The organism is Methylibium sp. Root1272, from assembly GCF_001425905.1.
In the GTDB taxonomy this organism is placed as follows: domain Bacteria; phylum Pseudomonadota; class Gammaproteobacteria; order Burkholderiales; family Burkholderiaceae_C; genus Methylibium.
This window is the reverse complement of record NZ_LMDY01000012.1, coordinates 533,773-555,908: the sequence shown is the minus strand read 5'-3', so window position 1 is coordinate 555,908 and position 22,136 is coordinate 533,773. Positions and strand designations below refer to the sequence as shown.

General features: G+C 67.8%; 23 protein-coding genes and 1 tRNA gene. 9 read left to right on the top strand and 15 right to left on the bottom strand.

The features are described 5' to 3' along the window. Positions 1–9: 9 nt before the first annotated feature. Positions 10–1,098: a chemotaxis response regulator protein-glutamate methylesterase gene (locus tag ASC67_RS08435; RefSeq protein WP_056317826.1), complete on the top strand. Its 1,089-nt coding sequence runs from the start codon at positions 10–12 to the stop codon at positions 1,096–1,098. A 17-nt stretch (positions 1,099–1,115) separates the two neighbouring features. On the opposite strand, the gene hemW is transcribed toward ASC67_RS08435, so the two are convergent. From hemW to ASC67_RS08410, 5 genes are read right to left on the bottom strand one after another with little or no spacing between them, the layout of a single operon-like run. Beyond that, positions 1,116–2,369 (bottom strand): radical SAM family heme chaperone HemW, encoded by a 1,254-nt coding sequence (hemW, locus tag ASC67_RS08430; protein WP_056317823.1) that lies wholly within the window; start codon positions 2,367–2,369, stop codon positions 1,116–1,118. Then, complete coding sequence (gene rdgB / locus ASC67_RS08425; RefSeq protein WP_056317817.1) at positions 2,366–2,992, bottom strand: RdgB/HAM1 family non-canonical purine NTP pyrophosphatase; 627 nt, start codon at positions 2,990–2,992, stop codon at positions 2,366–2,368. The genes hemW and rdgB overlap by 4 nt, the downstream gene beginning before the upstream one ends. A gap of 13 nt (positions 2,993–3,005) precedes the next feature. Then, positions 3,006–3,731, bottom strand: coding sequence for a ribonuclease PH (rph, locus tag ASC67_RS08420; protein ID WP_011830289.1), 726 nt, complete (start codon positions 3,729–3,731; stop codon positions 3,006–3,008). Positions 3,732–3,741: 10 nt separating this feature from the next. Continuing rightward, on the bottom strand, positions 3,742–4,662 hold the full coding sequence (locus tag ASC67_RS08415; RefSeq protein ID WP_056317814.1) for a PP2C family serine/threonine-protein phosphatase: 921 nt from the start codon (positions 4,660–4,662) through the stop codon (positions 3,742–3,744). 10 nt (positions 4,663–4,672) lie between these two features. After that, positions 4,673–5,641, bottom strand: a complete 969-nt coding sequence (locus tag ASC67_RS08410; protein ID WP_011830291.1) for a serine/threonine-protein kinase — start codon at positions 5,639–5,641, stop codon at positions 4,673–4,675. Between the two features lie 28 nt (positions 5,642–5,669). Between ASC67_RS08410 and ASC67_RS08405 the strand changes: the two genes are divergently transcribed. From ASC67_RS08405 to rpoZ, 3 genes are read left to right on the top strand one after another with little or no spacing between them, the layout of a single operon-like run. Continuing rightward, a complete protein-coding gene (locus ASC67_RS08405; protein ID WP_082535894.1) occupies positions 5,670–6,593 on the top strand; it encodes a YicC/YloC family endoribonuclease in 924 nt (307 codons plus the stop codon). Between the two features lie 14 nt (positions 6,594–6,607). Next, positions 6,608–7,228, top strand: a complete 621-nt coding sequence (gmk, locus tag ASC67_RS08400) for a guanylate kinase (protein ID WP_056317808.1) — start codon at positions 6,608–6,610, stop codon at positions 7,226–7,228. Positions 7,229–7,260: 32 nt separating this feature from the next. Beyond that, positions 7,261–7,464 (top strand): DNA-directed RNA polymerase subunit omega, encoded by a 204-nt coding sequence (gene rpoZ, locus ASC67_RS08395; RefSeq protein ID WP_011830300.1) that lies wholly within the window; start codon positions 7,261–7,263, stop codon positions 7,462–7,464. Positions 7,465–7,549: 85 nt separating this feature from the next. Here the strand turns inward: rpoZ and ASC67_RS08390 are convergent, their stop codons facing one another. The 3 genes from ASC67_RS08390 to ASC67_RS08380 are packed head-to-tail and all read right to left on the bottom strand — an operon-like array spanning position 7,550 to position 8,757. After that, entirely contained in the window at positions 7,550–7,987 is a 438-nt protein-coding gene (locus ASC67_RS08390) for a DUF6691 family protein (protein ID WP_056317804.1), read from the bottom strand. An 11-nt stretch (positions 7,988–7,998) separates the two neighbouring features. Beyond that, complete coding sequence (locus ASC67_RS08385; RefSeq protein WP_056317800.1) at positions 7,999–8,433, bottom strand: YeeE/YedE family protein; 435 nt, start codon at positions 8,431–8,433, stop codon at positions 7,999–8,001. Positions 8,434–8,436: 3 nt separating this feature from the next. After that, complete coding sequence (locus ASC67_RS08380) at positions 8,437–8,757, bottom strand: helix-turn-helix transcriptional regulator (RefSeq protein WP_056317797.1); 321 nt, start codon at positions 8,755–8,757, stop codon at positions 8,437–8,439. A 94-nt stretch (positions 8,758–8,851) separates the two neighbouring features. Here ASC67_RS08380 and ASC67_RS08375 point away from each other — a divergent pair, with 94 nt between their 5' ends. From ASC67_RS08375 to ASC67_RS08365, 3 genes are all read left to right on the top strand, one after another. After that, a complete protein-coding gene (locus tag ASC67_RS08375) occupies positions 8,852–9,751 on the top strand; it encodes an MBL fold metallo-hydrolase (RefSeq protein ID WP_056317794.1) in 900 nt (299 codons plus the stop codon). A 139-nt stretch (positions 9,752–9,890) separates the two neighbouring features. Beyond that, positions 9,891–12,122 carry a bifunctional (p)ppGpp synthetase/guanosine-3',5'-bis(diphosphate) 3'-pyrophosphohydrolase gene (locus ASC67_RS08370; protein WP_056318296.1) on the top strand — a complete coding sequence of 744 codons (2,232 nt, stop codon included), beginning with the start codon at positions 9,891–9,893 and terminating at the stop codon, positions 12,120–12,122. 58 nt (positions 12,123–12,180) lie between these two features. After that, on the top strand, positions 12,181–13,371 hold the full coding sequence (locus tag ASC67_RS08365; protein WP_056317791.1) for a CaiB/BaiF CoA-transferase family protein: 1,191 nt from the start codon (positions 12,181–12,183) through the stop codon (positions 13,369–13,371). A 22-nt stretch (positions 13,372–13,393) separates the two neighbouring features. On the opposite strand, the gene greB is transcribed toward ASC67_RS08365, so the two are convergent. The 3 genes from greB to ASC67_RS08350 all read right to left on the bottom strand — a co-directional run bounded on the left by greB (position 13,394) and on the right by ASC67_RS08350 (position 16,281). After that, positions 13,394–13,954: a transcription elongation factor GreB gene (greB, locus tag ASC67_RS08360; protein WP_056317788.1), complete on the bottom strand. Its 561-nt coding sequence runs from the start codon at positions 13,952–13,954 to the stop codon at positions 13,394–13,396. A gap of 70 nt (positions 13,955–14,024) precedes the next feature. Beyond that, positions 14,025–14,819, bottom strand: coding sequence for an SDR family NAD(P)-dependent oxidoreductase (locus ASC67_RS08355; RefSeq protein ID WP_056317785.1), 795 nt, complete (start codon positions 14,817–14,819; stop codon positions 14,025–14,027). Positions 14,820–14,961: 142 nt separating this feature from the next. Continuing rightward, the gene (locus ASC67_RS08350) at positions 14,962–16,281 is read right to left on the bottom strand and encodes a hemolysin family protein (protein ID WP_056317782.1); all 1,320 of its coding nucleotides are present in this window, start codon (positions 16,279–16,281) and stop codon (positions 14,962–14,964) included. A gap of 62 nt (positions 16,282–16,343) precedes the next feature. Here ASC67_RS08350 and ASC67_RS08345 point away from each other — a divergent pair, with 62 nt between their 5' ends. Next, the gene (locus ASC67_RS08345) at positions 16,344–17,165 is read left to right on the top strand and encodes a symmetrical bis(5'-nucleosyl)-tetraphosphatase (protein ID WP_056317779.1); all 822 of its coding nucleotides are present in this window, start codon (positions 16,344–16,346) and stop codon (positions 17,163–17,165) included. A 57-nt stretch (positions 17,166–17,222) separates the two neighbouring features. Further along, positions 17,223–17,312: transfer RNA gene (locus tag ASC67_RS08340), tRNA-Ser, on the top strand. Positions 17,313–17,321: 9 nt separating this feature from the next. Here the strand turns inward: ASC67_RS08340 and ASC67_RS20515 are convergent. From ASC67_RS20515 to ASC67_RS08325, 4 genes are all read right to left on the bottom strand, one after another. Next, a complete protein-coding gene (locus ASC67_RS20515; RefSeq protein ID WP_156466696.1) occupies positions 17,322–17,552 on the bottom strand; it encodes a hypothetical protein in 231 nt (76 codons plus the stop codon). Between the two features lie 127 nt (positions 17,553–17,679). Then, positions 17,680–17,949, bottom strand: coding sequence for a hypothetical protein (locus ASC67_RS08335; protein ID WP_056317777.1), 270 nt, complete (start codon positions 17,947–17,949; stop codon positions 17,680–17,682). Between the two features lie 178 nt (positions 17,950–18,127). Then, positions 18,128–19,828, bottom strand: a complete 1,701-nt coding sequence (locus ASC67_RS08330; RefSeq protein WP_056317774.1) for a diguanylate cyclase — start codon at positions 19,826–19,828, stop codon at positions 18,128–18,130. A gap of 9 nt (positions 19,829–19,837) precedes the next feature. Then, entirely contained in the window at positions 19,838–22,102 is a 2,265-nt protein-coding gene (locus ASC67_RS08325) for a bifunctional diguanylate cyclase/phosphodiesterase (RefSeq protein ID WP_056317770.1), read from the bottom strand. Positions 22,103–22,136 lie beyond the last annotated feature (34 nt).

Genomic DNA, 22,136 nt, shown 5'->3' with positions numbered 1-22,136 from the left:
GAGAACAAGATGGCGAAGACCCGTGTGGTGGTGGTGGACGATTCGGCGCTGGTGCGCAGCCTGCTCACCGAGATCATCAACCGCGAGCCGGACATGAGCTGTGTCGGCGCGGCCAGCGACCCGATCGTCGCGCGCGAGATGATTCGCAACCTCGATCCCGACGTCATCACGCTCGACGTCGAGATGCCGCGCATGGACGGCATCGACTTCCTGTCGCGCCTGATGCGGCTGCGTCCGACGCCGGTGGTGATGGTGTCCACGCTGACCGAGCGTGGCGCCGAGGTCACGCTGAAGGCACTGGAGCTGGGTGCCGTCGACTTCGTCGCCAAGCCGAAGATCGGCGTGGCCGATGGCCTGCGCCAGCTCGGCGCCGACATCACCGAGAAGATCCGCACCGCGGCGCAGGCTCGCGTGCGCAAGCTGGTCACGGCACCCTCGGCGGCCCCCGGCGCCGCCGCCCCTCGGGTGGCCGTGCCGGCCGCCAGCCTGGGCCGGCTGTCGACCGAGAAGATCGTGTTCATCGGCGCCTCGACCGGCGGCACCGAGGCCACCAAGGAAGTGCTGATGGCGCTGCCGGCCGACGCGCCGGCCGTCGTGATCACGCAGCACATGCCGCCCGGCTTCACGACCAGCTACGCGAACCGGCTCGACGGCCTGTGCCGCATCAGCGTGTGCGAAGCGCGCGACGGCGAGCGCGTGCTGCCCGGGCACGCCTACATCGCACCCGGTGGCCTGCACCTGAGCGTGGAGCGCAGCGGCGCCAACTACGTCGCGCGCGTGCAGGACGGTGAGCCGGTCAACCGCCACAAGCCCAGCGTCGAGGTGCTGTTCAAGAGCGCGGCCCGTGTGGTGGGCCCGAACGCCATCGGCATCATGCTGACCGGCATGGGCGCCGACGGCGCCAAGGCGATGCGCGAGATGCGCGATGCCGGCAGCTACAACCTGTGCCAGGACGAAGCGAGCTGCGTGGTCTTCGGCATGCCGCGCGAGGCCATCGCGGCCGGCGCGGCGCACGAGGTGCTGCCGCTGTCGCAGATCGCGCCGCACCTGCTCGAGCGCCTGCGCAGCACCGCGGGCCTCTCGCTCAACCGGGTCTGAGCTTCAGGCCAGGTCCGCTACGGCAGGAACAGCGACTGCAGGTCGCTGAGGAAATCGAAACCGCGTTCGGTCGGCCAGACGCGCTGGAGATCGCGCTCGATCAGGCCCTTGGCCTCCGCCGCCTCCAGTCCGCGCTGGATCGCGGTCACCGCGAGACCGGTGCGCTCGGTGAACCGCGCCAGTTCGAAGCCCTCCCGCAGGCGCAGCGCATTGAGCATGAACTCGAATGGCAGCTCCTCGCGTGCCACCTCCTGCTCGCTCGACACCGCCGTGCCCTGCTGCGCCTGGCGCATGTAGGCGGCCGGCTCGCGCCAGCGGGTCTGGCGCAGGATGCGGTGCGCAAAGCTGAGCTTGCTGTGCGCGCCGGCGCCGATCCCCAGATAGTCACCGAACTGCCAGTAGTTGAGGTTGTGCTGGCAGCGATGCCCGGGCCGAGCGTAAGCCGAGACTTCGTAGCGCCCGAGGCCCGCCACGGTGGTGAGTTCGGTGATGCGATCGAGCATGCCGAAGGCGGTGTCATCGTCGGGCAGGCCGGCCGGCGGGCGCGACGCGAACTGGGTGTTCGGCTCGAGCGTCAGGTGGTAGACGCTCAGGTGCGGCGGCTCGAAGGCCAGCGCCTGCCGCACGTCCGCCTCGCACTCGGCCGGAGTCTGGCCCGGCAGTGCGTACATCAGGTCGAGGTTGAAGGTGTCGAAGGCCGAGCGCACTTCCTCGACGGCAGCCAGCGCCTGGGCGCGGTCGTGCACGCGCCCCAGCGCCTTCAGCTTGGCATCGTCGAAGCTCTGCACGCCGATCGACAGACGCGTGACGCCGGCCTCGCGGAAGGCCCGGAAGCGCTCGCGCTCGAAGGTGCCTGGGTTCGCCTCCAGCGTGATCTCGCAGCCCGGCTCCAGCGGCAACCGCGCCCGCAGGTCGGCCAGCAATTGCCCGATCGCGTCGGGCGAGAACAGGCTGGGCGTGCCGCCGCCGATGAAGACGCTGACCACGCGCCGGCCCCAGACCAGCGGCAGGGCTGCCTCCAGGTCGGCGCGCAGGGCGTCGAGGTAGCGCGATTCCAGTCCGACGTCGAGAGTGCGGCCCGTCCCGGATCCGGACTTCCCGGGATGGAGTGCGGGCGCTGCCGTCAATTCATGCGAATTGAAATCGCAGTAGGGGCATTTCTTCAGGCACCACGGCAGGTGGACGTACAGCGCCAGTGGCGGCAACGCCGCCAATTGCAGCGTGCCGGCGCGCTGGTGCAGCGCCGCGACGTCGATGGCTCGCGTGTTCACGCGAGCCAGTGTGCTCGCATCAACGCAAGCATGTCACGCGCTGCAAGCGCGCGGTGGCTGCAGCGGCTCTTCTCGTCGGCCTGCATCTGGGCGACGCTGCGGCCGAGCGCCGGAATGAACATCAGCGGGTCGTAGCCGAAGCCGGCCTCGCCGCGCGGCGCGTCGAGGATCTCGCCCTGCCAGCGGCCGAAGGCGATCAGCGGCTGAGGATCGTCGGCATGACGCAGAGCGACCAGCGTGCAGACGAAGCTGGCGCGGCGGTCCGCCTGCCCTTGCAGGCGTTCAAGCAGCAGCGCATTGTTCGCGGTGTCCTGCGCTGCGCGCAGGGCCTCGCGATCAACGGTCTGCAACTCGATCGACGCGTAGTGGGCCGAGACGACCCCCGGGGCGCCGCCCAACGCATCGACGCACAGTCCGGAGTCGTCGGCGATCGCCGCGCCGCCGCAAGCCGCGGCGGCGTGCCGCGCCTTCGCCAGCGCGTTCTCGACGAAGGTGTGGTGCGGCTCCTCGGCCTCGGCGATACCCAGCGAGCCCTGGGTCACCAGCTCGATCGGCAGGGCGACGAACAGCCGCTGCAGTTCGGCGAGCTTCTTCGCGTTGTTGGAGGCCAGGACCACGCGCACGGTCGATGAGCCCTCAATCCTTCAGCGCCGCGGCCTGGGCTGCGACCAGCGTACGGATGCCCTGCTCGGCCAGCGCCAGCAGGCGGTCCATCTCGGCACGGCTGAAGGCGGCGCCTTCGGCGGTGCCCTGCACCTCGATGAAGTGGCCGGCACCGGTCATCACGACGTTCATGTCGGTGTCGCAGGCGGAGTCCTCGATGTACTCGAGGTCCAGCAAAGGCGTGCCCTGCACGATGCCGACGCTGACCGCCGCCACCGGCTCGCGGATCGGCGAGGCGCCGATCTTGCCCTGCGCCAGCAGCCAGGTCACCGCGTCATGCGCCGCCACGTAGGCGCCGGTGATCGCCGCGGTGCGCGTGCCGCCGTCGGCCTGCAGCACGTCGCAGTCGAGGTGGATGCTGCGCTCGCCCAGCGCCTTCAGGTCGAACACCGCGCGCAACGAGCGACCGATCAGGCGCTGGATCTCCTGCGTGCGGCCGCTCTGCTTGCCACGCGCGGCCTCACGGTCGCTGCGCGTGTGCGTGGAGCGCGGCAACATGCCGTACTCGGCGGTGACCCAGCCCTCACCGGAGCCGCGCTTGTGCGGCGGCACCTTCTCCTCGACCGAGGCCGTGCACAGCACCTTGGTGTCACCGAAGGCGATCAGCACCGAACCCTCGGCGTGCTTCGTGTAGCGGCGGGTGATGGTGAGCGGGCGCAAAGCGTCCGCTGCACGGGCTTGCGTGCGTTCGAAACCCATGGCGGGCCTTTCAGTGCTTCTTGGATTCGGACGAGCGCCGGATGGCCTCGTTGATCTCGCGGATCGAGCGGTCGATCTCGGCTTCATCCAGCTCGTCGGGTTCGCCGGAGCCGGCGCCGACACTGGCCTGGATCGTGGAGGCAAACACCTCCTCGCCCAGGGTCTGGGTGGATATGGCCTGGTCGGTGACGGCATTCTCGGCCGCCTCCCACTCGACCGAGAGCACGGTCACGTTGTCGCTCTTCGGACCCCCCTTGCGCAGGGCCTGCTCGACCAGTTCGGGCACCGCATCGGAGATCGAGCGCGTGGCGAGCTGCTCGGTGATGGTGTCGTCGCTGATGCTGCCCCACAGGCCGTCGGAGCACAGCAGCAGGCGATCGCGCTTCTGCAGGATCAGCGGCCCCACCGTGTCGACGACCGGCTTGCCCGGGCTGCCCAGGCAGGTGAACAGCACGTTGCGGTTGAAGCGCTCGCCCATCGGCACGACCTGAGCCATCGTGTCCTGCAGCTCGGAATAGCTGTGGTCGCGGGTGCGGGCGATCAGCTTGTCGCCGCGCACCAGGTAGAGCCGCGAATCGCCGCAGTGCGCCCAGTAAGCGGTGTTGCCCTGCAGCACGCAGGCGACGATGGTGGTACGCGGCGTGTCGATCAGCGCCTTCTCGGTGGCGTAGCGGATCAGCTGGTGGTGGCCCGCGATGATGGCGTCGTGCAGGAAGCGCATCGGGTCCTTGAGCACCGGCTTGGCGTCGCGCTGGAACATCGCGGCCAGCGTCTGCAGCGCGAGCTGTGAGGCGACCTCGCCCTCCGGGTGCCCCCCCATGCCGTCGGCCAGCGCGAACAGACCCGAATCGCGCGTGTAGCAATAGCCCATGCGGTCTTCGTTCTTCTCGCGCCCGCCCTTGCGGCTGATCTGATAGACGGAGAACCTCATGGGGCGATCCTCACGCCTTCGCGCCGGTCTTGATGTTTTCGAGCTGCAACTTCAGCCGCTCGCTGAAACTGAGCTTGGTGTAGCGGCGCTCGGTCTCGCGCGCAAGTTCCTTCTGCAGCGCGAACACGCTCTGCGGGCGCGACAGCGGATCGAGCGACATGCACCATTCGGTGACTTCGATCAAGTTGTCGGAGTACACATTGCGCAGTCGCGACAGCGACAGCCCGAGGCGGTCCTTCTCGATGCGCTGCGGCGCGTCGTTCGGCGGATAGCCCTGCATGCAGGCGTAGATGCACGCGCCGATCGCATAGATGTCGGTCCAGGGACCGAGCGTGCCGTCGCGCCGGTACATCTCCGGCGCCGCGAAGCCCGGCGTGTACATCGGGCGAATGAAGTTGCCTTCCTTCGACAGCACCTCGCGGGCCGCGCCGAAGTCGAGCATGACCGCCTTGTTGTCGTTCGTGATGAAGATGTTCGCCGGTTTGATGTCCAAGTGCAGCATCTTGTGCTGATGCACGATGCGCAGTCCACGGAGGATCTCGTCGAACAGTGAACGAATCGTCGATTCCCTGAAAACCTTGTCGCGCTTCAGGTCGCGTGCCGTGACGATGAAGTCCTGCAGGGTGTCGCCCTGCAGGTAGTTCATCACCATGTAGACGGTCTCGTTCTCGCGAAAGAAATTGAGCACCGAGACGACGCTCGGGTGACTGATCTGCGCGAGCGAGCGGCCTTCCTCGAAGAAGCTCTTCAGACCCAGGCGGTACAGCGGCTGCTTCTCGGGCTTGACGCGGGGCGTGAGTTCACCCACCGAGCGTTCGGCCAGCGAGGCCGGCAGGTATTCCTTCAGCGCGATCAGCCGCCGCTCGCTGTCTTCGCAGAGATAGACGACACCAAAGCCGCCGGCCGCCAACTTCTTGATGACCTGGTAACCCCCGACCACGGTGCCCGCAGGCAGTGGCGCGGGTTTCAGCTTTGACATAATCGGATTTTGCAATGCGATAAGTTCGATGGCAGTTTACAGCATGACCGGTTATGCAAGCGCATCGACCGGGACCTCCGCCACAGGGGAAAACGCCAGCGAGAGCGGGCACGGTCCGTCCGCCGGGGTGGTGGTGGATCTGCGTTCGGTCAACAGCCGTTTCCTCGACATCGCATTTCGCATGCCCGACGAAATGCGCGCGCTGGAACCTGCATTGCGCGAGCTGATCACCGGCCAGTTGCGGCGCGGCAAGATCGAGCTGAGGCTTGCAACGCGAGACGACGCCAGCACCGCCTGGCCCCAGCCGCAGACCGATCAACTGCACACGCTCTCGCGCCTGGAGAGCACCGTGCAATCGTGGCTGCCGAAGGCCCCGCCGCTGACGGTGCACGAGGTGCTGCAGTGGTGCCGCGGTGCGGCCCCTGCGGTGCGGCTCGACGAGGCAGCGCTCGACACCGCCCGGCGCGCGGTGACGGGGCTGGTCGAGGCGCGGGCTCGCGAGGGAGAAAAGCTCGTCGTGGTGCTGATGCAGCGCGTCCACCGCCTGCGACAGCTGGCCAGCGACGCACAGCCACTGGTGCCACAGGTCGTGCAGCGCCAGCAGCAACGCTTCCTGGAGCGCTGGCAGGAAGCCTTGGCGTCCAGCGGTGCCGCGCAGACCCTTCCGCAGCAGGCGCTGCAGGAACGCGCGCTGACCGAAGCCGCCGCCTACGCGATCCGGATCGACGTGGCCGAAGAACTGGCGCGACTCGGCGCCCACCTCGACGAGATCGAGCGCCTGCTGAAGGCCGGCGGTGAGCTCGGCAAGCGGCTGGACTTCCTGATCCAGGAGCTGCAACGCGAGGCCAACACGCTGGGCTCGAAATCGGCCGCACTGGAGCTGACGCAGATTTCCGTCGAGATGAAGGTCGCGATCGAGCAGATGCGCGAGCAGGTCCAGAACATCGAATGAGGCCCTGACACCCGATGGACACTCCCGGCAACCTCTTCGTCGTTGCGGCCCCCAGTGGGGCCGGCAAGTCGAGCCTGGTCAAGGCGCTGCTCGAACTGGATTCGCACCTCGCGGTGTCGATCTCACACACCACACGGCCGCCGCGCGGCCAGGAGGTCGAGGGCCGCGAGTACCACTTCATCGAAGAGCCGACGTTCCGCGACATGGTCATGGAGGGTGCGTTCTTCGAGTGGGCAGAGGTGCACGGCAACCTGTACGGCACGTCGCGCATCGCGATCGAGCAGCGGCTGCAGGACGGCGAGGACGTCGTGCTGGAGATCGACTGGCAGGGGGCGCTGCAGATCAAACGGCTGTTCCCGAACGCCGTGCTGATCTTCATCCTGCCGCCGAGCTGGGACGAACTGCTCCAGCGCCTGCAACGCCGCGGCGAGGATCCGCCGCCGGTCATCGAGACCCGGATGGCCAACGCCCGGCTCGAAGTGGCCCAGGCGCAGCACTTCGACTACGTGGTCATCAATGCAGTGTTCGAGACGGCTTTGTTCGACCTAAAGGCCATCGTGCACGCGCAGCGGCTAAAATACTCACGTCTGCGCCGCAGCAAGGCGGCCGTGTTCCGGGCTCTGCACCTGGACTGACCCTCTTCACCCCCGTCCCCGGAGCACCGTCCATGGCCCGCATCACCGTCGAAGACTGCCTGACCAAGATCCCCAACCGCTTTCAACTCGTGCTGGCGGCCACCTACCGGGCCCGCATGTTGAGCCAGGGTCATGCGCCCAAGGTCGAGAGCAAGAACAAGCCCGGTGTGACCGCGCTGCGCGAGATCGCCGAAGGCCACGTGGGCCTGGAGATGCTGCGCAAGGTGCCGGTCTAAAACCACCGCGCCATCTAGTAAACGGCCCGCCTCGGCGGGCCGTCGTCATTGTGGCGGGGCACATCCAACGGTCGGCAGCATCCGCTCAGGCAGCGCCCGGAACGGCGACCCGCCGGCGCCGCTCGAGCAGTTCGAACGCACCCATGCCGACCAGCATCGCGGCCACGAAGACCATCGCCTTGAATTCGCCCATCCCCAGAGCCACCAGCCCGGGGCCCGGGCAGAACCCGGCAAGACCCCAACCGACGCCGAACACGAGGCTGCCCAGCACCAACCGGCGATCGATATCGCGAGCGGTCGGCAACTTCATGGCGGCCCCCAGCAGCGACACGCTGCGGCGGCGCGCGACGAAGAACGCGACCGCGCCGACGGCGATCGCTCCGGCCATCACGAAGGCCAGCGACGGATCCCACGGTCCGGCAAGATTCAGGAAGCCGATCACCTTGGCCGGATTCGCCATGCCGGAGACGATCAGGCCCAGGCCAAACACCAGGCCGGCAAGCAGGGACGTGAAGATCAGCATGGTGATGTTCCTCAGAAGCCGAACACGTGGCGCGCCGCGAACACGGTGACGAAGCCCGCCCCCATGAACATCGCCGTCGCGACGAGCGACCGCGGCGACAGTCGCGACAGACCGCAGATGCCGTGTCCGCTGGTACAGCCCGCGCCGTAGCGGCTGCCGGCGCCCACCAACAGACCCGCCACGACGAGCGTGCCGAAGCCCGCGTCGATCTGTGGCGTCGGCAGCGCTGCGAACAGCAGGTAGACGAGCGGTGCACCGATCAGGCCCGCGACAAAGGCAACCCGCCATGCCGCGTCGCCCCAGACCGGCCGGACCAAGCCACCGACGACACCGCTGATGCCGGCGATCCGGCCATTCAGCAGCGCGAACATCGCCGCCGCCAGGCCGATCAACAGGCCGCCAGCGAGCGCGGACCACGGAGTGAATGCATTCCAGTCGATGACCACCGCTCACTCCTCGGGACAGTAGAGGCGGTAGAGCACCGCCAGGATCTCGAGCATCGCGGGATCCGCGACGCTGTAGTAGATGTTCTTACCCTGCCGGCGCGTGGCGACCACGCCCTCGGCGCGCAAGATGCCGAGTTGCTGCGACAGCGTCGGCTGGCGGATCTCCAGCTGCGCCTCGAGTTCGCTGACGCAGCGCTCACCCTGCGACAGCTGACACAGCAGCAGCAGGCGGTCTTCGTTCGCCAACAGCTTGAGGGCGCCGACGGCCCGCACTGCGGCGCCTCGCAGCGCGGCCGGGTCGATGGCGGTGGGTGGGGACTTCATAGAAGCGATTCCAGAACTTCGACTTGCTATCAATATATAAATAAATATACTATAAATAGACAGATTGTTTGATCTGCCGGAGCCAAGCCCGCCGATGAGCACGCGAACGACGACCCGCGCCTTCTACGACCCCCAGACCGGAACGGTGTCCTATGTCGTCTGGGACCGCGCGACCCGCCGGGCTGCGGTGATCGATCCGGTGCTGGATTTCGACTTCAAGTCGGGCCGCACCAGCACCACGTCAGCCGACGCGTTGCTGGCCTGCCTGTCCGACGAGCAGTTGCAGGTCGACTGGATCCTGGAAACCCACGCCCACGCGGACCACCTGTCGGCGGCGCGCTATCTGCAAGGGCGCATCGGCGGACGCATCGCGATCGGCGAGAACATCCGCGCGGTGCAGGCCGTCTTCAAGAAGATCTACAACCTCGAGCGCGCCTTTCTCCCCGACGGCAGCCAGTTCGACCACCTGTTCAAGGACGGCGAGACCTTCAGGATCGGTGGCGTCGAAGCGACCGCCCTGCTCGTGCCCGGTCACACGCCCGCCGACATGGCCTACCTCGTCGACGGCACCGTGTTCGTGGGCGACACGCTGTTCATGCCCGACGTGGGCAGCGCCCGAGCCGATTTCCCGGGCGGCGATGCGCACCAGCTGTATCGCTCCATGCGCCGCCTGCTCGATCTGCCGCCGGAAACGGTGATGTACGTCTGCCACGACTACCCGCCGCCGAACCGCCCACCGCGGTGGGAGACAACGGTCGCGGATCAGCGGGCCCGCAACATCCATGTCCACGATGGCATCGGCGAGAGCGAGTTCGTGGCCATGCGCATGGCCCGGGACGCGCAACTCGAGGTGCCCACGCTGATCCTGCCGTCACTGCAGGTCAACGTGCGCGCCGGGCGGCTCCCGCCGGCGGAAGACGATGGTGTCAGCTACCTGAAGATTCCGCTCAACGTGCTGGCGACGAAGCACGAGCGCGATCCGAACACGCGCTGATTAGCCCTGCCTCCGACCGTCGACAGGGTCGTTTCGCGTTCGACGAGGGTCCTCTCGGTGACCGCGCTACCATGAGCCCATGCCCTCGCGTGCCGTTCTTGCCGTCCGCAAAAAGCTGAGCCAGGCGTTGCCGTCGTTCATGCTCGGCGGCAACGCCGTGGCCGAGCAGGATGCGGCCACCAGCGACGCCGAGGCCGCGTCGTTCGCCGCGCTGACGCACAAGCTGTCTTACCTCGACGCGGCCGACATCAAGCGTGTGCGCGAGGCCTACAAGTTCGCCGACGAGGCCCACCTGGGCCAGTTCCGCGCCAGCGGCGAGCCCTACATCACGCACCCGATCGCGGTCGCCGGCCTGTGTGCCGACTGGAAGCTCGACGCGCAGGCCATCATGGCCGCGCTGATGCACGACGCGATGGAAGACTGCGGCATCGGCAAGGCCGAGCTGATCGAGCGCTTCGGCGCGCCGACGGCCGACCTCGTCGACGGCCTCACCAAGCTCGACAAGCTGCAGTTCAGCACCCGCGAGGAGTCGCAGGCCGAGAGCTTCCGCAAGATGCTGCTGGCAATGGCGCGCGACGTGCGCGTGATCCTCGTCAAGCTGGCCGACCGGCTGCACAACATGCGCACGATCGACGCAATGCTGCCGGTCAAGCGCGAACGCATCGCGCGCGAGACCATCGAGATCTACGCGCCGATCGCGCACCGGCTGGGCCTGAACGAGACCTACCGGCAGCTGCAGGAACTGTCGTTCCAGCAGCTGCGCCCGTGGCGCCATGCCGCGCTCAGCAAGGCGGTGCTGCGCGCGCGGGGCAACCGGCGCGACATCGTCGAGCGCGTGCAGCGCGATGTCGAGAAGGCCTTCAAGGAAGCCAAGCTCGCGGTGCAGGTGTCGGGCCGTGAGAAGACGATCTTCTCGATCTACAACAAGATGGACGAGAAGCGCCTGAGCTTCGCCCAGGTCAGCGACATCTTCGGGTTCCGCATCGTCGTCAACACGCTGCCCGAGTGCTACCTCGCGCTGGGCGTGCTGCACCAGCTCTACAAGCCGGTGCCGGGCCGCTTCAAGGACTACATCGCGATCCCGAAGGCCAACGGCTACCAGTCGCTGCACACCACGCTGGTCAGCCCGCTCGGCACCTCTGTCGAGTTCCAGATCCGCACCGCGCCGATGCACATGGTGGCGGAGAAAGGCATCGCTGCGCACTGGATGTACAAGACCCGCGGCAGCGCCGACGCCCAGAACATCGGTGCGATGTGGCTGCAGTCGCTGCTCGACATCCAGGACGAGACGCGCGACTCGGCCGAGTTCCTGGAGCACGTCAAGATCGACCTGTTCCCCGACTCGGTCTACGTCTTCACGCCGAAGAGCAAGATCCTGGCGCTGCCCAAGGGCGCCACGCCGGTGGATTTCGCCTACGCGATCCACAGCGACGTCGGCGACCACTGTATCGCCGCCAAGATCAACGGCGAACCTGCGCCGCTGCGCACCGCGCTGCGCAGCGGCGACGCGATCGAGATCGTCACCGCGCCGGGCGCCCGCCCCAACCCGGCCTGGCTGAACTTCGTGCGCACCGGCCGCGCACGCTCGCGCATCCGGCACTATCTGAAGAACATGGAGGTCGAGGAGTCGCTGCAGCTCGGCCAGAAACTGCTGGCGCAGGCGATCCGCGCCGAAGGCCTGGCGCTGCCCGCCGGTGACGAGACCTCGGCCGGCACCGACGGTGCGCTGTGGCAGGCCCTGCTGCGCTGGAGCGGCACCAGGAAGCGCGACGAGCTGCTGACCGAGATCGGCCTGGGCAAGAAGATCCCGACCATCGTCGCCAAGCGCATGGCCGCCCTGCTGGCCGAGCGCGGCGCGCGGCCCGATGCGCTGACGCTGACGATGGGCCGCTACGGCGCCGACGAGGGCACGCCCTCGCAGGGCACTGTGGTGATCGACGGCAGCGAAGGCGCAACGGTGCAGTTGGCCGAATGCTGCCGGCCCGTGCCCGGCGACTCGATCGTCGGATACCTGGGGCGCGGCGAGGGTCTGATGGTGCACACCGGCGAGTGCAGCACCGCCAAGCGGCTGTTCGGCCGCGACAGCGAGCCGTGGATCACGGTCGAGTGGTCCGAGGCACCGCAGCGCAACTTCGAGACGGCGGTGACGGTGCTGGTCAACAACGGCAAGGGCGTGCTGGCGCAAATCGCCACCGCGGTGAGCGGCGCCGAGGCCGACATCGTGCATATCGACATGGGCGACGAGCGCGCCACCGAGACGACCGAGTTGCGCCTGCTGCTCGCCGTGCGCGACCGGTTGCACCTGGCCGACACCCTGCGGGCGCTGAAGCGCTCGCCGTCGGTGCTGCGCGTCGCACGCGTCAAGCCCTGAACACGGCCGGCGCCCACGCGAGTGGGCAGAATGCGCGTCGCACGAACGGGAGCAACCGATGCAGATTCTCGAGGGCATCAAGGTGGTCGAACTCGGCCAGCTCATCGCCGGCCCTTTCGCGGCCAAGACGCTGGCCGACTTCGGCGCTCGGGTCGTCAAGATCGAGCCGCCGGTCAGCGGTGACCCGCTGCGCAAGTGGCGCAAGCTGCGCGACGGCAACTCGGTGTGGTGGGATGCGCAGTCGCGCAACAAGGAGTCGGTCGCGATCGACCTGCGCCAGCCCGAGGGCCAGGCCCTGGTGCGCGAACTGCTCGCCGACGCCGACGTGGTGATCGAGAACTTCCGCCCCGGCACGCTGGAAGCCTGGGGCCTGGGCTGGGAGGCGCTGCACGCGCTGAATCCGCGGTTGATCATGCTGCGCCTGTCGGGCTTCGGCCAGACCGGGCCGCGGGCCGCCGAGCCGGGCTTTGCGGCGGTGGGCGAGGCCTTTGCGGGCCTGCGCCACCTGAACGCCGAGCCCGGCCGCGCACCGGTGCGGGCCGGCGTATCGCTCGGCGACACCGTGGCCGGGCTGCATGGCGCGATGGGGGTGTTGTTGGCGCTGTACGGACGCGATGCGCGCGGCGGCACCGGGCAGATGATCGATCTGGCGCTCTACGAGGCCATGTTCAACCTCACCGAGAGCCTGCTGCCCGAGTACGACGCCTTCGGCGAGGTGCGCCAGCCGGCCGGTGGTGCGCTGCCCGGCATCGCTCCGTCGAATGCCTACCCCTGCGGCGATGGCCGCTTCGTGCTGGTGGCCGGCAACGGCGACAGCATCTTCCGCCGGCTGATGGCCGCGATCGACCGGCCCGATCTGGCCGACGACCCGGCGCTGGCGCGCAACGACGGCCGCGCTGCGCGAGCCGGAGAACTGGACGCCGCAATCGGCGCGTGGACTGTGCAGCGCCCACTCGACGAGGTGCTGGCCGCGATGGCCGCCGCCGACGTGCCGGCCAGCCGGCTCTATACGATCGCCGACCTGGCGACCGACGCGCACTACCAGGCGCGCGGCAACATCGAGCGCATCCCGGCGCTGGCTGGCGGCACGATCGCGGTGCCCGGCATCGTGCCGCGGCTGTCGGCCACGCCGGGCGCGGTACACCGCCGCGCGCCCCGGCTGGGCGAGCACAGCGACGCGGTGCTGCGGGAACTGGGACACGACGACGCGGCCATCGCCGCACTGCGCGCGCGCAAGGTCGTGGGCTGACGCGGCCGGTTGCGGCCGGTACTCAGGCTGTCGGCGACGGGTAGCGCACCCCGACCACCTCGATCGTCTTTGGCCCCTGCGGCGTGAGCAGCGTGACCTCGTCGCCGACGCGCGCCTTCAGCAGCGCCCGCGCCACCGGCGAGATCCAGCTCACCTCGGCCTGCAGGTTGTCGGCCTCGTCGATGCCCTTGATCGTGATCGTGCGTTCGGCGCCGTCGGGGGCGGCGTAGGTGACGGTCGCGCCGAAGAACACCCGGTCGCTGCCGTGGTGCACGCTCGGGTCGGCCACCTCGGCGATCTCGAGCCGCCGAGTCAGGAAGCGGATGCGGCGGTCGATCTCGCGCAGCCGCTTCTTGCCGTAGAGGTAGTCGCCGTTCTCCGAGCGATCGCCGTTCTTCGCGGCCCAGGACACGGTCTCGACAACCTTGGGGCGTTCATCGTCGAGCAGTTGCATCAGCTCTGCGCGCAGCCGCGCAAAACCGGCTGGCGTGATGTAGTTCTTGCTGCCGGCCGGCAGCGCGGGCAGTTCGAGTTCGTCGTCCTCGTCGCCCGCGTCGCTTTCCTTCGTAAAGGCCTTGCTCATGCACTCATTTTCGCGCGCATCACGGACTCACCGGCGGCGCCCGCTCTCGGGCGGCATCGCCACTGTCGCATCAGACCGCAGACCTGAGCACGCCCCCGTCCACCCGCAGCGCTGCACCGGTGGTGGCAGACGCGAGCGGGCTGGCGACATAGGCCACCAGCGAAGCCACTTCCTCGGTGCTGGCAAAGCGCCGGATCAAGGAGCTGGGCCGCATCTTCAGGAAGAACTCTTGCTCCACGGCCTCGGCCGACTTGCCTTCGGCCTTGGCCAGCGCATCGACGAAGTCGCCGACACCGCGCGAACGCGTCGGACCGGGCAGCACGCTGTTGACGGTGATACCCGTGCCGGCCACGGCCTCCGCGAGGCCTCTCGACACCGCCAGCTGCGCGGTCTTGGTCATGCCGTAGTGGATCATCTCGGCCGGGATCTGCAGCGCGCTCTCGCTCGAGATGAAGATCACGCGACCCCAGTTGCGCCGCCGCATGGCTGGCAGGTAAAGCCGCGCGAGGCGCACACCGCTGAGCACGTTGACATCGAAGAAGCGCAGCCAGTCCGCGTCGGGGATTTCCTCGAAGGGTTTGGGCTCGAAGATGCCGAGGTTGTTGACGAGGATCTCCACATCCGGGAAGCGCCGCGCAAGGTCCTCGGCCGCTTCGGCCGTGCTCAGGTCGCCGGCAAAGCCTTCGGCGGCGGTGGACCCCGATGCCGAGCGCAGTTGCGCGACGGCGTGTTCGACGGCCGCTTCGGTGCGTCCGTTCACGATCACGCGCGCGCCTTCGCGCGCCAGGGCCTGGGCGATCGAGAAGCCGATACCGGCCGTGCTGCCGGAGACGAGAGCCAGCTTGCCTGTCAGTTGAAGATCCACGTTGGGCTTTCTTGAAGGGTGATGATCGATGGGTGGGCCGGCGCAGTTTTGCAGGAACGCGCAATCCTGTTCGACGCCAAGGTCTTCACCGCTGCCCCCACGCGATGGCGGCATCCCCAGGAAAGACGAAGCCGCGCGTGGGTCAGGACTCTGCGCTGGTCAGCGACGCCTCGTCAGCGCCCTTCAGCCGGTTGACCAGCACCTTGTCGACTCGCTTGCCATCGAGGTCGACCACCTCGAAGCGCCAGCCGGCCCACTCGACCACGTCAGCCGTCTGTGGCAGGCGCCCCAACAGCAGCATCGTCATGCCCGCGAGCGTGTTGTAGCGACCGCGATCCTCGTCGGGCAATTCCTTCAGGCCGAGCCGGTCCTTGAGCTCGGGGACCGGGATCAGGCCGTCGATCAGCCAGGAGCCATCCTCGCGCTGCACCGCCCAGGCGTCGTCGGCCGTGGGCGTCGTGAACTCGCCGGTGATGGCTTCCAGCACGTCGCGCAGCGTGATCACTCCCTGGACTTCGCCATACTCGTCGACGACGAACACCATCTGCGTGGTCGAACCGCGGAACTGCTCGAGCAACTCCATGCCGGTCAGCGTCTCGGGCACGAACACCGGTGGCTGCAATCCTTCGGTCAACGAGAGCGGCTTGCCGCTAGTCACCTGCTGCAGCAGGTGCTGCGTGCCGACGACCCCGAGCACCTCGTCCAGCCCGCCCCGGCACACCGGATAGCGGGAGTGTTCGTGGGCCGCGATCACCGCCAGCGCCTCGGCGATCGGCGTCGTGCTGTCGAGCCAGGCGATCTCGCCGCGCGGGATCATCATCGAGCCGATCTGGCGCTCGTCGAGCCGAAACACATTGCGCACCATCTGGTGCTCCTGCGCTTCGATGACGCCGGCGTCGAAACCCTCCTCCAGGCTGGCCGCGATCTCCTCTTCCGTCACACCGCGGCTCTGCGTGTCGCGAATGCCCAGCAAGCCAAGGATCGCGCCGGTGCTGCCGGCCAGCAACTTGACGAATGGCCTGGCGACGAAGGACAAGCCGCGCATCGGTCGCGAGACCAAGCGCGCAACGGCCTCGGGATAGAGTTGGCCGACACGCTTGGGCACCAACTCGCCGAAGATGATCGTCAGAAAAGTAATGATCACCACCACCAGGGCGAGCGAGCCGATATCGGCCGCCCGTGGGGCGATGTCGAAACCTTCCTTGAGCCAAGCGGCCAGCGGCTGCGAGAAGGCGGCCTCACCGACGATGCCGTTCAGGATGCCGATCGAGGTGATGCCGATCTGCACCGTCGACAGGAAGCTCGTCGGGTTGTCGTGCAACTCCATCGCCACCTTCGCGCCGGCATCCCCGGTTTCCACCATCACCTGCAACCGCGCCTTGCGACTGGCGGCCAGCGACATCTCCGACATGGCGAACAGGCCGTTGAGCAGGATCAGGCAAACCAGCAGGAGAACGTCCATTCAGCGCGCCGCGCCAGGCTGCGTCACGAGTCAGCGAAATACGAGCGTAGCAGAATCGACCCATGATCTATCTCGTCGGTGACCTCCAAGGCTGTTGCGATGCACTCGACCGCTTGCTCGCCAAGATCGATTTCTCGCCGTCGCGCGATCGCTTGTATGTGCTGGGCGATCTGGTCAATCGAGGACCCTGTTCGCTCCAGGTACTTCAGCGCCTGATCGGCATGGGCGATGCGGCCACCTGCTTGCTCGGCAACCACGATCTGCACCTGATGGCAGTGGCCCAGGGTGTGCGCCCTCAACACCGCAGCGACACGCTGTCCCCTATCCTCGAATCGCCGGATTGCGACGCGCTGATCGACTGGGTGCGCACGCGACGGCTCGCAGTGCATGCGGAAGGCTGGCTGATGGTGCACGCCGGCGTGGCGCCGCAATGGGATCTGGCGCTGACCCTGCAGTTGGCCGCCGAAGTCGAGGCGGAACTGGCCAGCCCGCAATGGAGCGAGTTCCTGCAGGTGATGTACGGCAACGAGCCGTCTCGCTGGAAGCCCAGGCTCGACGGCGCTGACCGGTGGCGCTTCGCGATCAACGTGCTCACGCGCGTGCGCTACGTCGACGCGCGCGGTACGCTGGACTTCAAGGTGAAGGAAGCCGCCGACAGGGCGCCGAAGGGGCTCTATCCGTGGTTCGAGGCCCCCGACCGCCTCACGCAGGGTCAACCGATCGCGTTCGGCCACTGGTCGACACTCGGCCTCGTGAATCGGCCCGACCTGCTGGCCATCGACACCGGCTGCGTCTGGGGCGGCGCGCTCACTGCAGTTCGCATCGACGGCGGACGGCGGGAAACGATCCAGGTCGACTGCGAAACGGCGCAGCAGCCTGGCTGATCTCAGCCGCGGCGACCAGGAGCGAGCGCCGCCTTCGAACTTAGAATCCAGACCGTTGGAAGCGTGGCCGAGCGGTTGAAGGCAGCAGTCTTGAAAACTGCCGAAGGGGCGACCCTTCCGTGGGTTCGAATCCCACCGCTTCCGCCAATATGCGCCTCAGCGCTTGATGAACGCGTCCTGCAGTTCGCCGGGCAGGGTTTCGATCTCTTCCTCGCTCACGTCCAGTCCGCGGCGCAGATCGAACGAGGAATGCAACCAGTGGTCGTCAGCCTTAGCGTCGTCCTGCTGAACGGCTCGAACCGAATCCACGGCGCTTCGGTCCATCCGGTGTTTGGGCGGATGGAGATTGAAATGCCGAGGCTTGGCCCCGAAATCGAAAGTTGCCATGACGAACCTCGCTGTGCGTGATCGCACACATAAGGTTACATCTATGGCGAGGCTCTCGTAATTCCCTTGAAAACCAGAGGGCTATTGGCGGCCGTCGCCGTCCATCACGAGGAAATTCGTCAGGGCCTCAGCGCAGCGTCGTCCAATGAACGTCGACGCTGGTCGATCGATCGTCGTCGTCTGCTGGACTCGCGCCTGCCGGCTCGGAAGGGCTGGGGGCCGCTTCGGCGCAGCTGTCGATGAAGTGACGCAGCTCAGCCTCCATGGCCGGCGTGAACCCATCGCGCATCTGCACGGCGATGGCTTGCTCGATCGCCAGACGCAGGTCCGCCGACAGATGTCGCCCCGCCAAGAGCCTGCTCAGCAACTCTTGCGCTTGTCGTTCGAAGCCGCTCATTTGGGATCAGGAACGTCTGCAGGATCGGCACACAAGTAGGGAAGCTGCTTCCATCGACGAGACGGGAGCCCCCGATTGTCGGCCTCGGCGGGGCACAGAAAACGGATGAACTAGGGATGTGACCGGTGTGGATCGCCGTCCGGCATCCTGGCTCCCTGGATGAGCCTCGCGAAGCCGATCAGGCGGCGCAGGTGCGGTTCTTGCCGCTGTGCTTGGCTTCGTACAGCGCCTCGTCGGCGCGCTCCAGCGATTGCTCGAGCCGTTCGCCGGGCCGGTAGAGGCTGACACCGGCCGAGAAGGTCACGAACACCTGCCCCTGCTCGTCGCTCATGAACAGCTCTGCACTGAGCGTGCGCTGCACGCGGGTGAGCACGCGCTGTGCCTCGTCGAGCGGCGTGCCCGGCAACAGCACCACGAACTCTTCACCGCCGTAGCGGGCGAGCGTGTCACCGGGACGCAGTGCCTGCGTCACGCGGCGCGTCAGGAACTGCAGCGCCGCATCGCCACTGGCATGACCCAGCCGGTCGTTGAGTTTCTTGAAATTGTCGATGTCGATCAGCGCCACGGCGAGCGTCGCGCCCTCACCCTGTGCGGCCCGCTGGTTCTTGGCCTGCTCCGTCTCGAAGGCCTGCTGCAGGCCGCGGCGGTTGGCGATCTGCGTCAAGGGGTCCGTGGACACTTCGTCCGAAAGCCGACGGATCTCGTCCTCCAATTCGGCCACCCGCGCCTGCATCTCGGTCGATCGGCTGTGCTCCTGCGCCAGCCTGGCCTGCGCCTGGCTGACCCCTTCGTGCACCGCCCGGCTTTCGGCCACCATCTGGCGCACCGTCCCGGCCAGGCTCTCAAGCGACTCGGCACGGTCGATCTCATCGGCATAGCCGCCCAGCTGCGACGAGAAACGCCCGGTCTGTGCCCCGAGCGCCGCGATTTCGTCGAGCATCTCGTGGATCGAGTCCTTCAAGGTATCACGGGCCGCCTTGCGGGCCGCGCGCAGTTCCTGCTGGCGCTCGCGCGTACCGAGCAGCAGTTGGCTGACCGAGCGCACGCCCCGCGCTGTCAGGCCGCCATCGCTCTCGAACAACTGACCGCGCATCACCTCGCACTGGCCCTTGACCCACGAGTCGTCCTCGGACAGGTCGGCCAACCCTTCGGTGAGCTCCTGGCACAGCCCTCCCAGTTGACTCATCAGATGCTGGCGATGCTGCAGCACCCGCTGCGCCTCCGCGCAGGCCTGCGCCACGTCAACGACAACACCGTCGGGGCCGTCGGCAGCAATGCGTGCCTGCAGCCGTGCAAGCCGCTCGGCCACCTCTCGACTGCGCGCCTCGCTCGACGGCAAGGCCGCCTGGACGGTCGCCCCAAGTTCGGCAGCGACGCGCGGCCAAGCTGCCGAGACCGGCACGGACGGATCGTTCGAAACAGCCGTCGGCCCGACATCGATCGACGTCGCCCCGGCATCGAAAGGCGCCAGATCGCTCGGCGCCTCGTCCAACGCATCGCTGTCCCAACTGGCGATGAGCTGCTTGAGCCGTTGATGCAGCCGCTTGGCGTCGCTGCGGCTGCCTCCGAGCACGCGCTGCAGACTGTCCTTGCGGCGCGCGGCGGTCCAGTTGCGGCCACCACGCTCCACACCTCGTAGGGCGCTCTGGATCAGCGTGGCCCACGCTTCGCCTTCGGCACTGTCCGGCACGACAGAAGCGACCGGCGCTGCAGGCCCCGGCGCATCACCGCGCTCGGTCTGGTAGGCCCGCGCAAAATTCTCGGGCGTCGGTTGCAGGCGTTCCAGCGCAAGGCGGCGCAGCGCCGCCTTGGCCAACTCCGCGGCCGCCGGCTCCGCAACACGCGCCGCGGATGCTTCCTGGTTCGAGGTCACGCTCATCGCGCCGGCTCAGGCGCCTGGAGGCAGACTGCCCGGCAGGGCACGGAAATCGGCCCGCGGCACCGACTCCGCCGCCGCATCGCTGTCTTCCACCTGCCCGATCCATGGGGCCTTGCGGGGCAGCACGGTCTGCGCCAGCCACTGCTCCAGTTCTTCAGGCGGCAAGGCCTTGCTGAACAGGAAGCCCTGCATCGTGCTGCAGCCCAGTCGGTGCAGCACCTCCATCTGGCGCAGGTTCTCCACGCCCTCCGCAATCACGCGGATGCCGAGGGAGCGCGCCAACGCAATGATCGCCGTGACCACGGCCGAGCTCTGCAGGGTGACGCCGAGGTCGCGCACGAAGCTGCGGTCGATCTTCAGCTCGCTGATCGGCAGCGTCGTCAGGTACGCGAGCGAGGAATAGCCGGTGCCGAAATCGTCGATGGAGATCTCGACACCGATCTCGTTGAGCCGATGCAAGGCCGGGATCACGTTCTGCAGGTCCTTCATCAGGCCCGTTTCGGTGATCTCGAGCTCGATGCAGGAATGCGTGACGCCGTGCGCCGCCGCAGCCTGCTGGATGTGGGCCACCAGGTCGGTGCGCTCGAACAGCCGGCTTGGCAGGTTCACCGCGATCGAGGTCTCGATGCCATGGTGCTGCTGCCACAGGCGCGCCTGGCGGGTCGCCTCGCGGATCGCCCATTCGCTCATCGGCACGATGAGACCGGTCTCCTCGGCCAACGGGATGAAATCGCCGGGCGGCACCAGCACGCCGTTGCGCTTCCAGCGCATCAGCGCCTCCGCGCCGACCATGCGCGCGGTGCGCACGTCGATCTTGGGCTGGTAATGCAGCACCAGCTCCTCGCGCTCGATGGCCTTGTGCAGTGCGCTCTCGAGCTCGAGCTTTTCGCGGCCCTTGCCGGCCAGATGCGGCCGGTAGAGCGACGCCGCATTGCGCCCGGCTGCCTTGGCGGAGTACATCGCCACGTCGGCGTTGCGCAGCACATCGGCCACGGAAGCACCGTCCCGCGGAAACAGCGCGATGCCGACGCTGGCGGTCACGAAACATTCCTGGCCGCCCACGAAGATGGGCTCGCGCATCACTTCCAGGATGCGCAGCGCGACGCGCTCGGCGTCCTGGTCGGCGTCGACCTCGGGCAGCAGCGCCACGAACTCGTCCCCGCCGAGCCGGCCGACCGCCTCGAGGGAGCGATGCGCACGCAGACCGACGGAGTCGATCCCGGTCTCGACCACCTGATCGGAGTGCCGCACGCAGGACCGCAGACGCCGCGACACCTCCATCAGCAACTCGTCCCCGGCACCGTGCCCGAGCGTGTCGTTGATGACCTTGAAGCGATCCAGGTCGATCAGCAGCAGCCCCACCTGATGGTTCAGCCGCTTGGCCTGCTCCATCGCGCGTTCGGCCCGCCAGATCAGCTGGCGCCGGTTCGGCAGGCCGGTCAGCGCGTCGAAGTTCGCCAGGTGCCGGATCTTGTCCTCGGCCACCCGTCGGTCGGTCACGTCCTGCACGATGCCGGTGTAGCCGGTCAGGTTGCCGTGCTCGTTGAACTCGGGTTCGGCCTCGACGTGGACCACTCGCTGGCGCCCATCGATCAGTTGCACCGGGAAGTCGGTGGCCAGCACGGTGCTGCGGGCCAACGTGTCCCGCAACAGCGACAGACCGCCCTGCCGATGCTCGGCGGGGACCATGCGGATGAGCGATCGCATGCCGAGGTGGTCCCCCGGGCCCAGGCCGAAGACGCGCAGACCCTCGACCGAAAACAGCAGCCCGGACCGATCGCGCCGCCAGTCGAAGCTGCCCATGCGCGCGAGATCCTGCGCGCGCGCAAGCTTCGATTTGCTGCGCTCGAGCTCCAGTCGGGTGCGGGACGAGCGCAGCAGGTAGCGCAGGCGCCCCGCCAACAGGCTCCATTGCGTCGATTTCACGAAGAAGTCGGTGGCGCCGGCCTCGTAGGCGCGGGTGATCGACGCGTCATCATCGAGTCCGGTCAGCATCAGCACCGGCATCGACTCGAACCCTGGCAATGCGCGCAGCTCCCGGCAGGTGGTGAAGCCGTCCATGCCGGGCATCAGCGCATCGAGCACGATGACGTCGGGCGACCAGTCGGTCAGCAACTGCACCGCGCGCTCGCCACTGGTGGCTTCGGTGACGGCAAAGCCTCGCTCGCGCAACGCGATCGATGTCAGGAGCAGGTTGACCTCGTCGTCGTCGACCAGGAGAACACGAGGGCTCTCCAGAGGATCGTCGACAGAGGGATCGGCGCGCAGGTCCATGGGTGAATTCTTGATCGGCAGCGCGTGGGTCGTG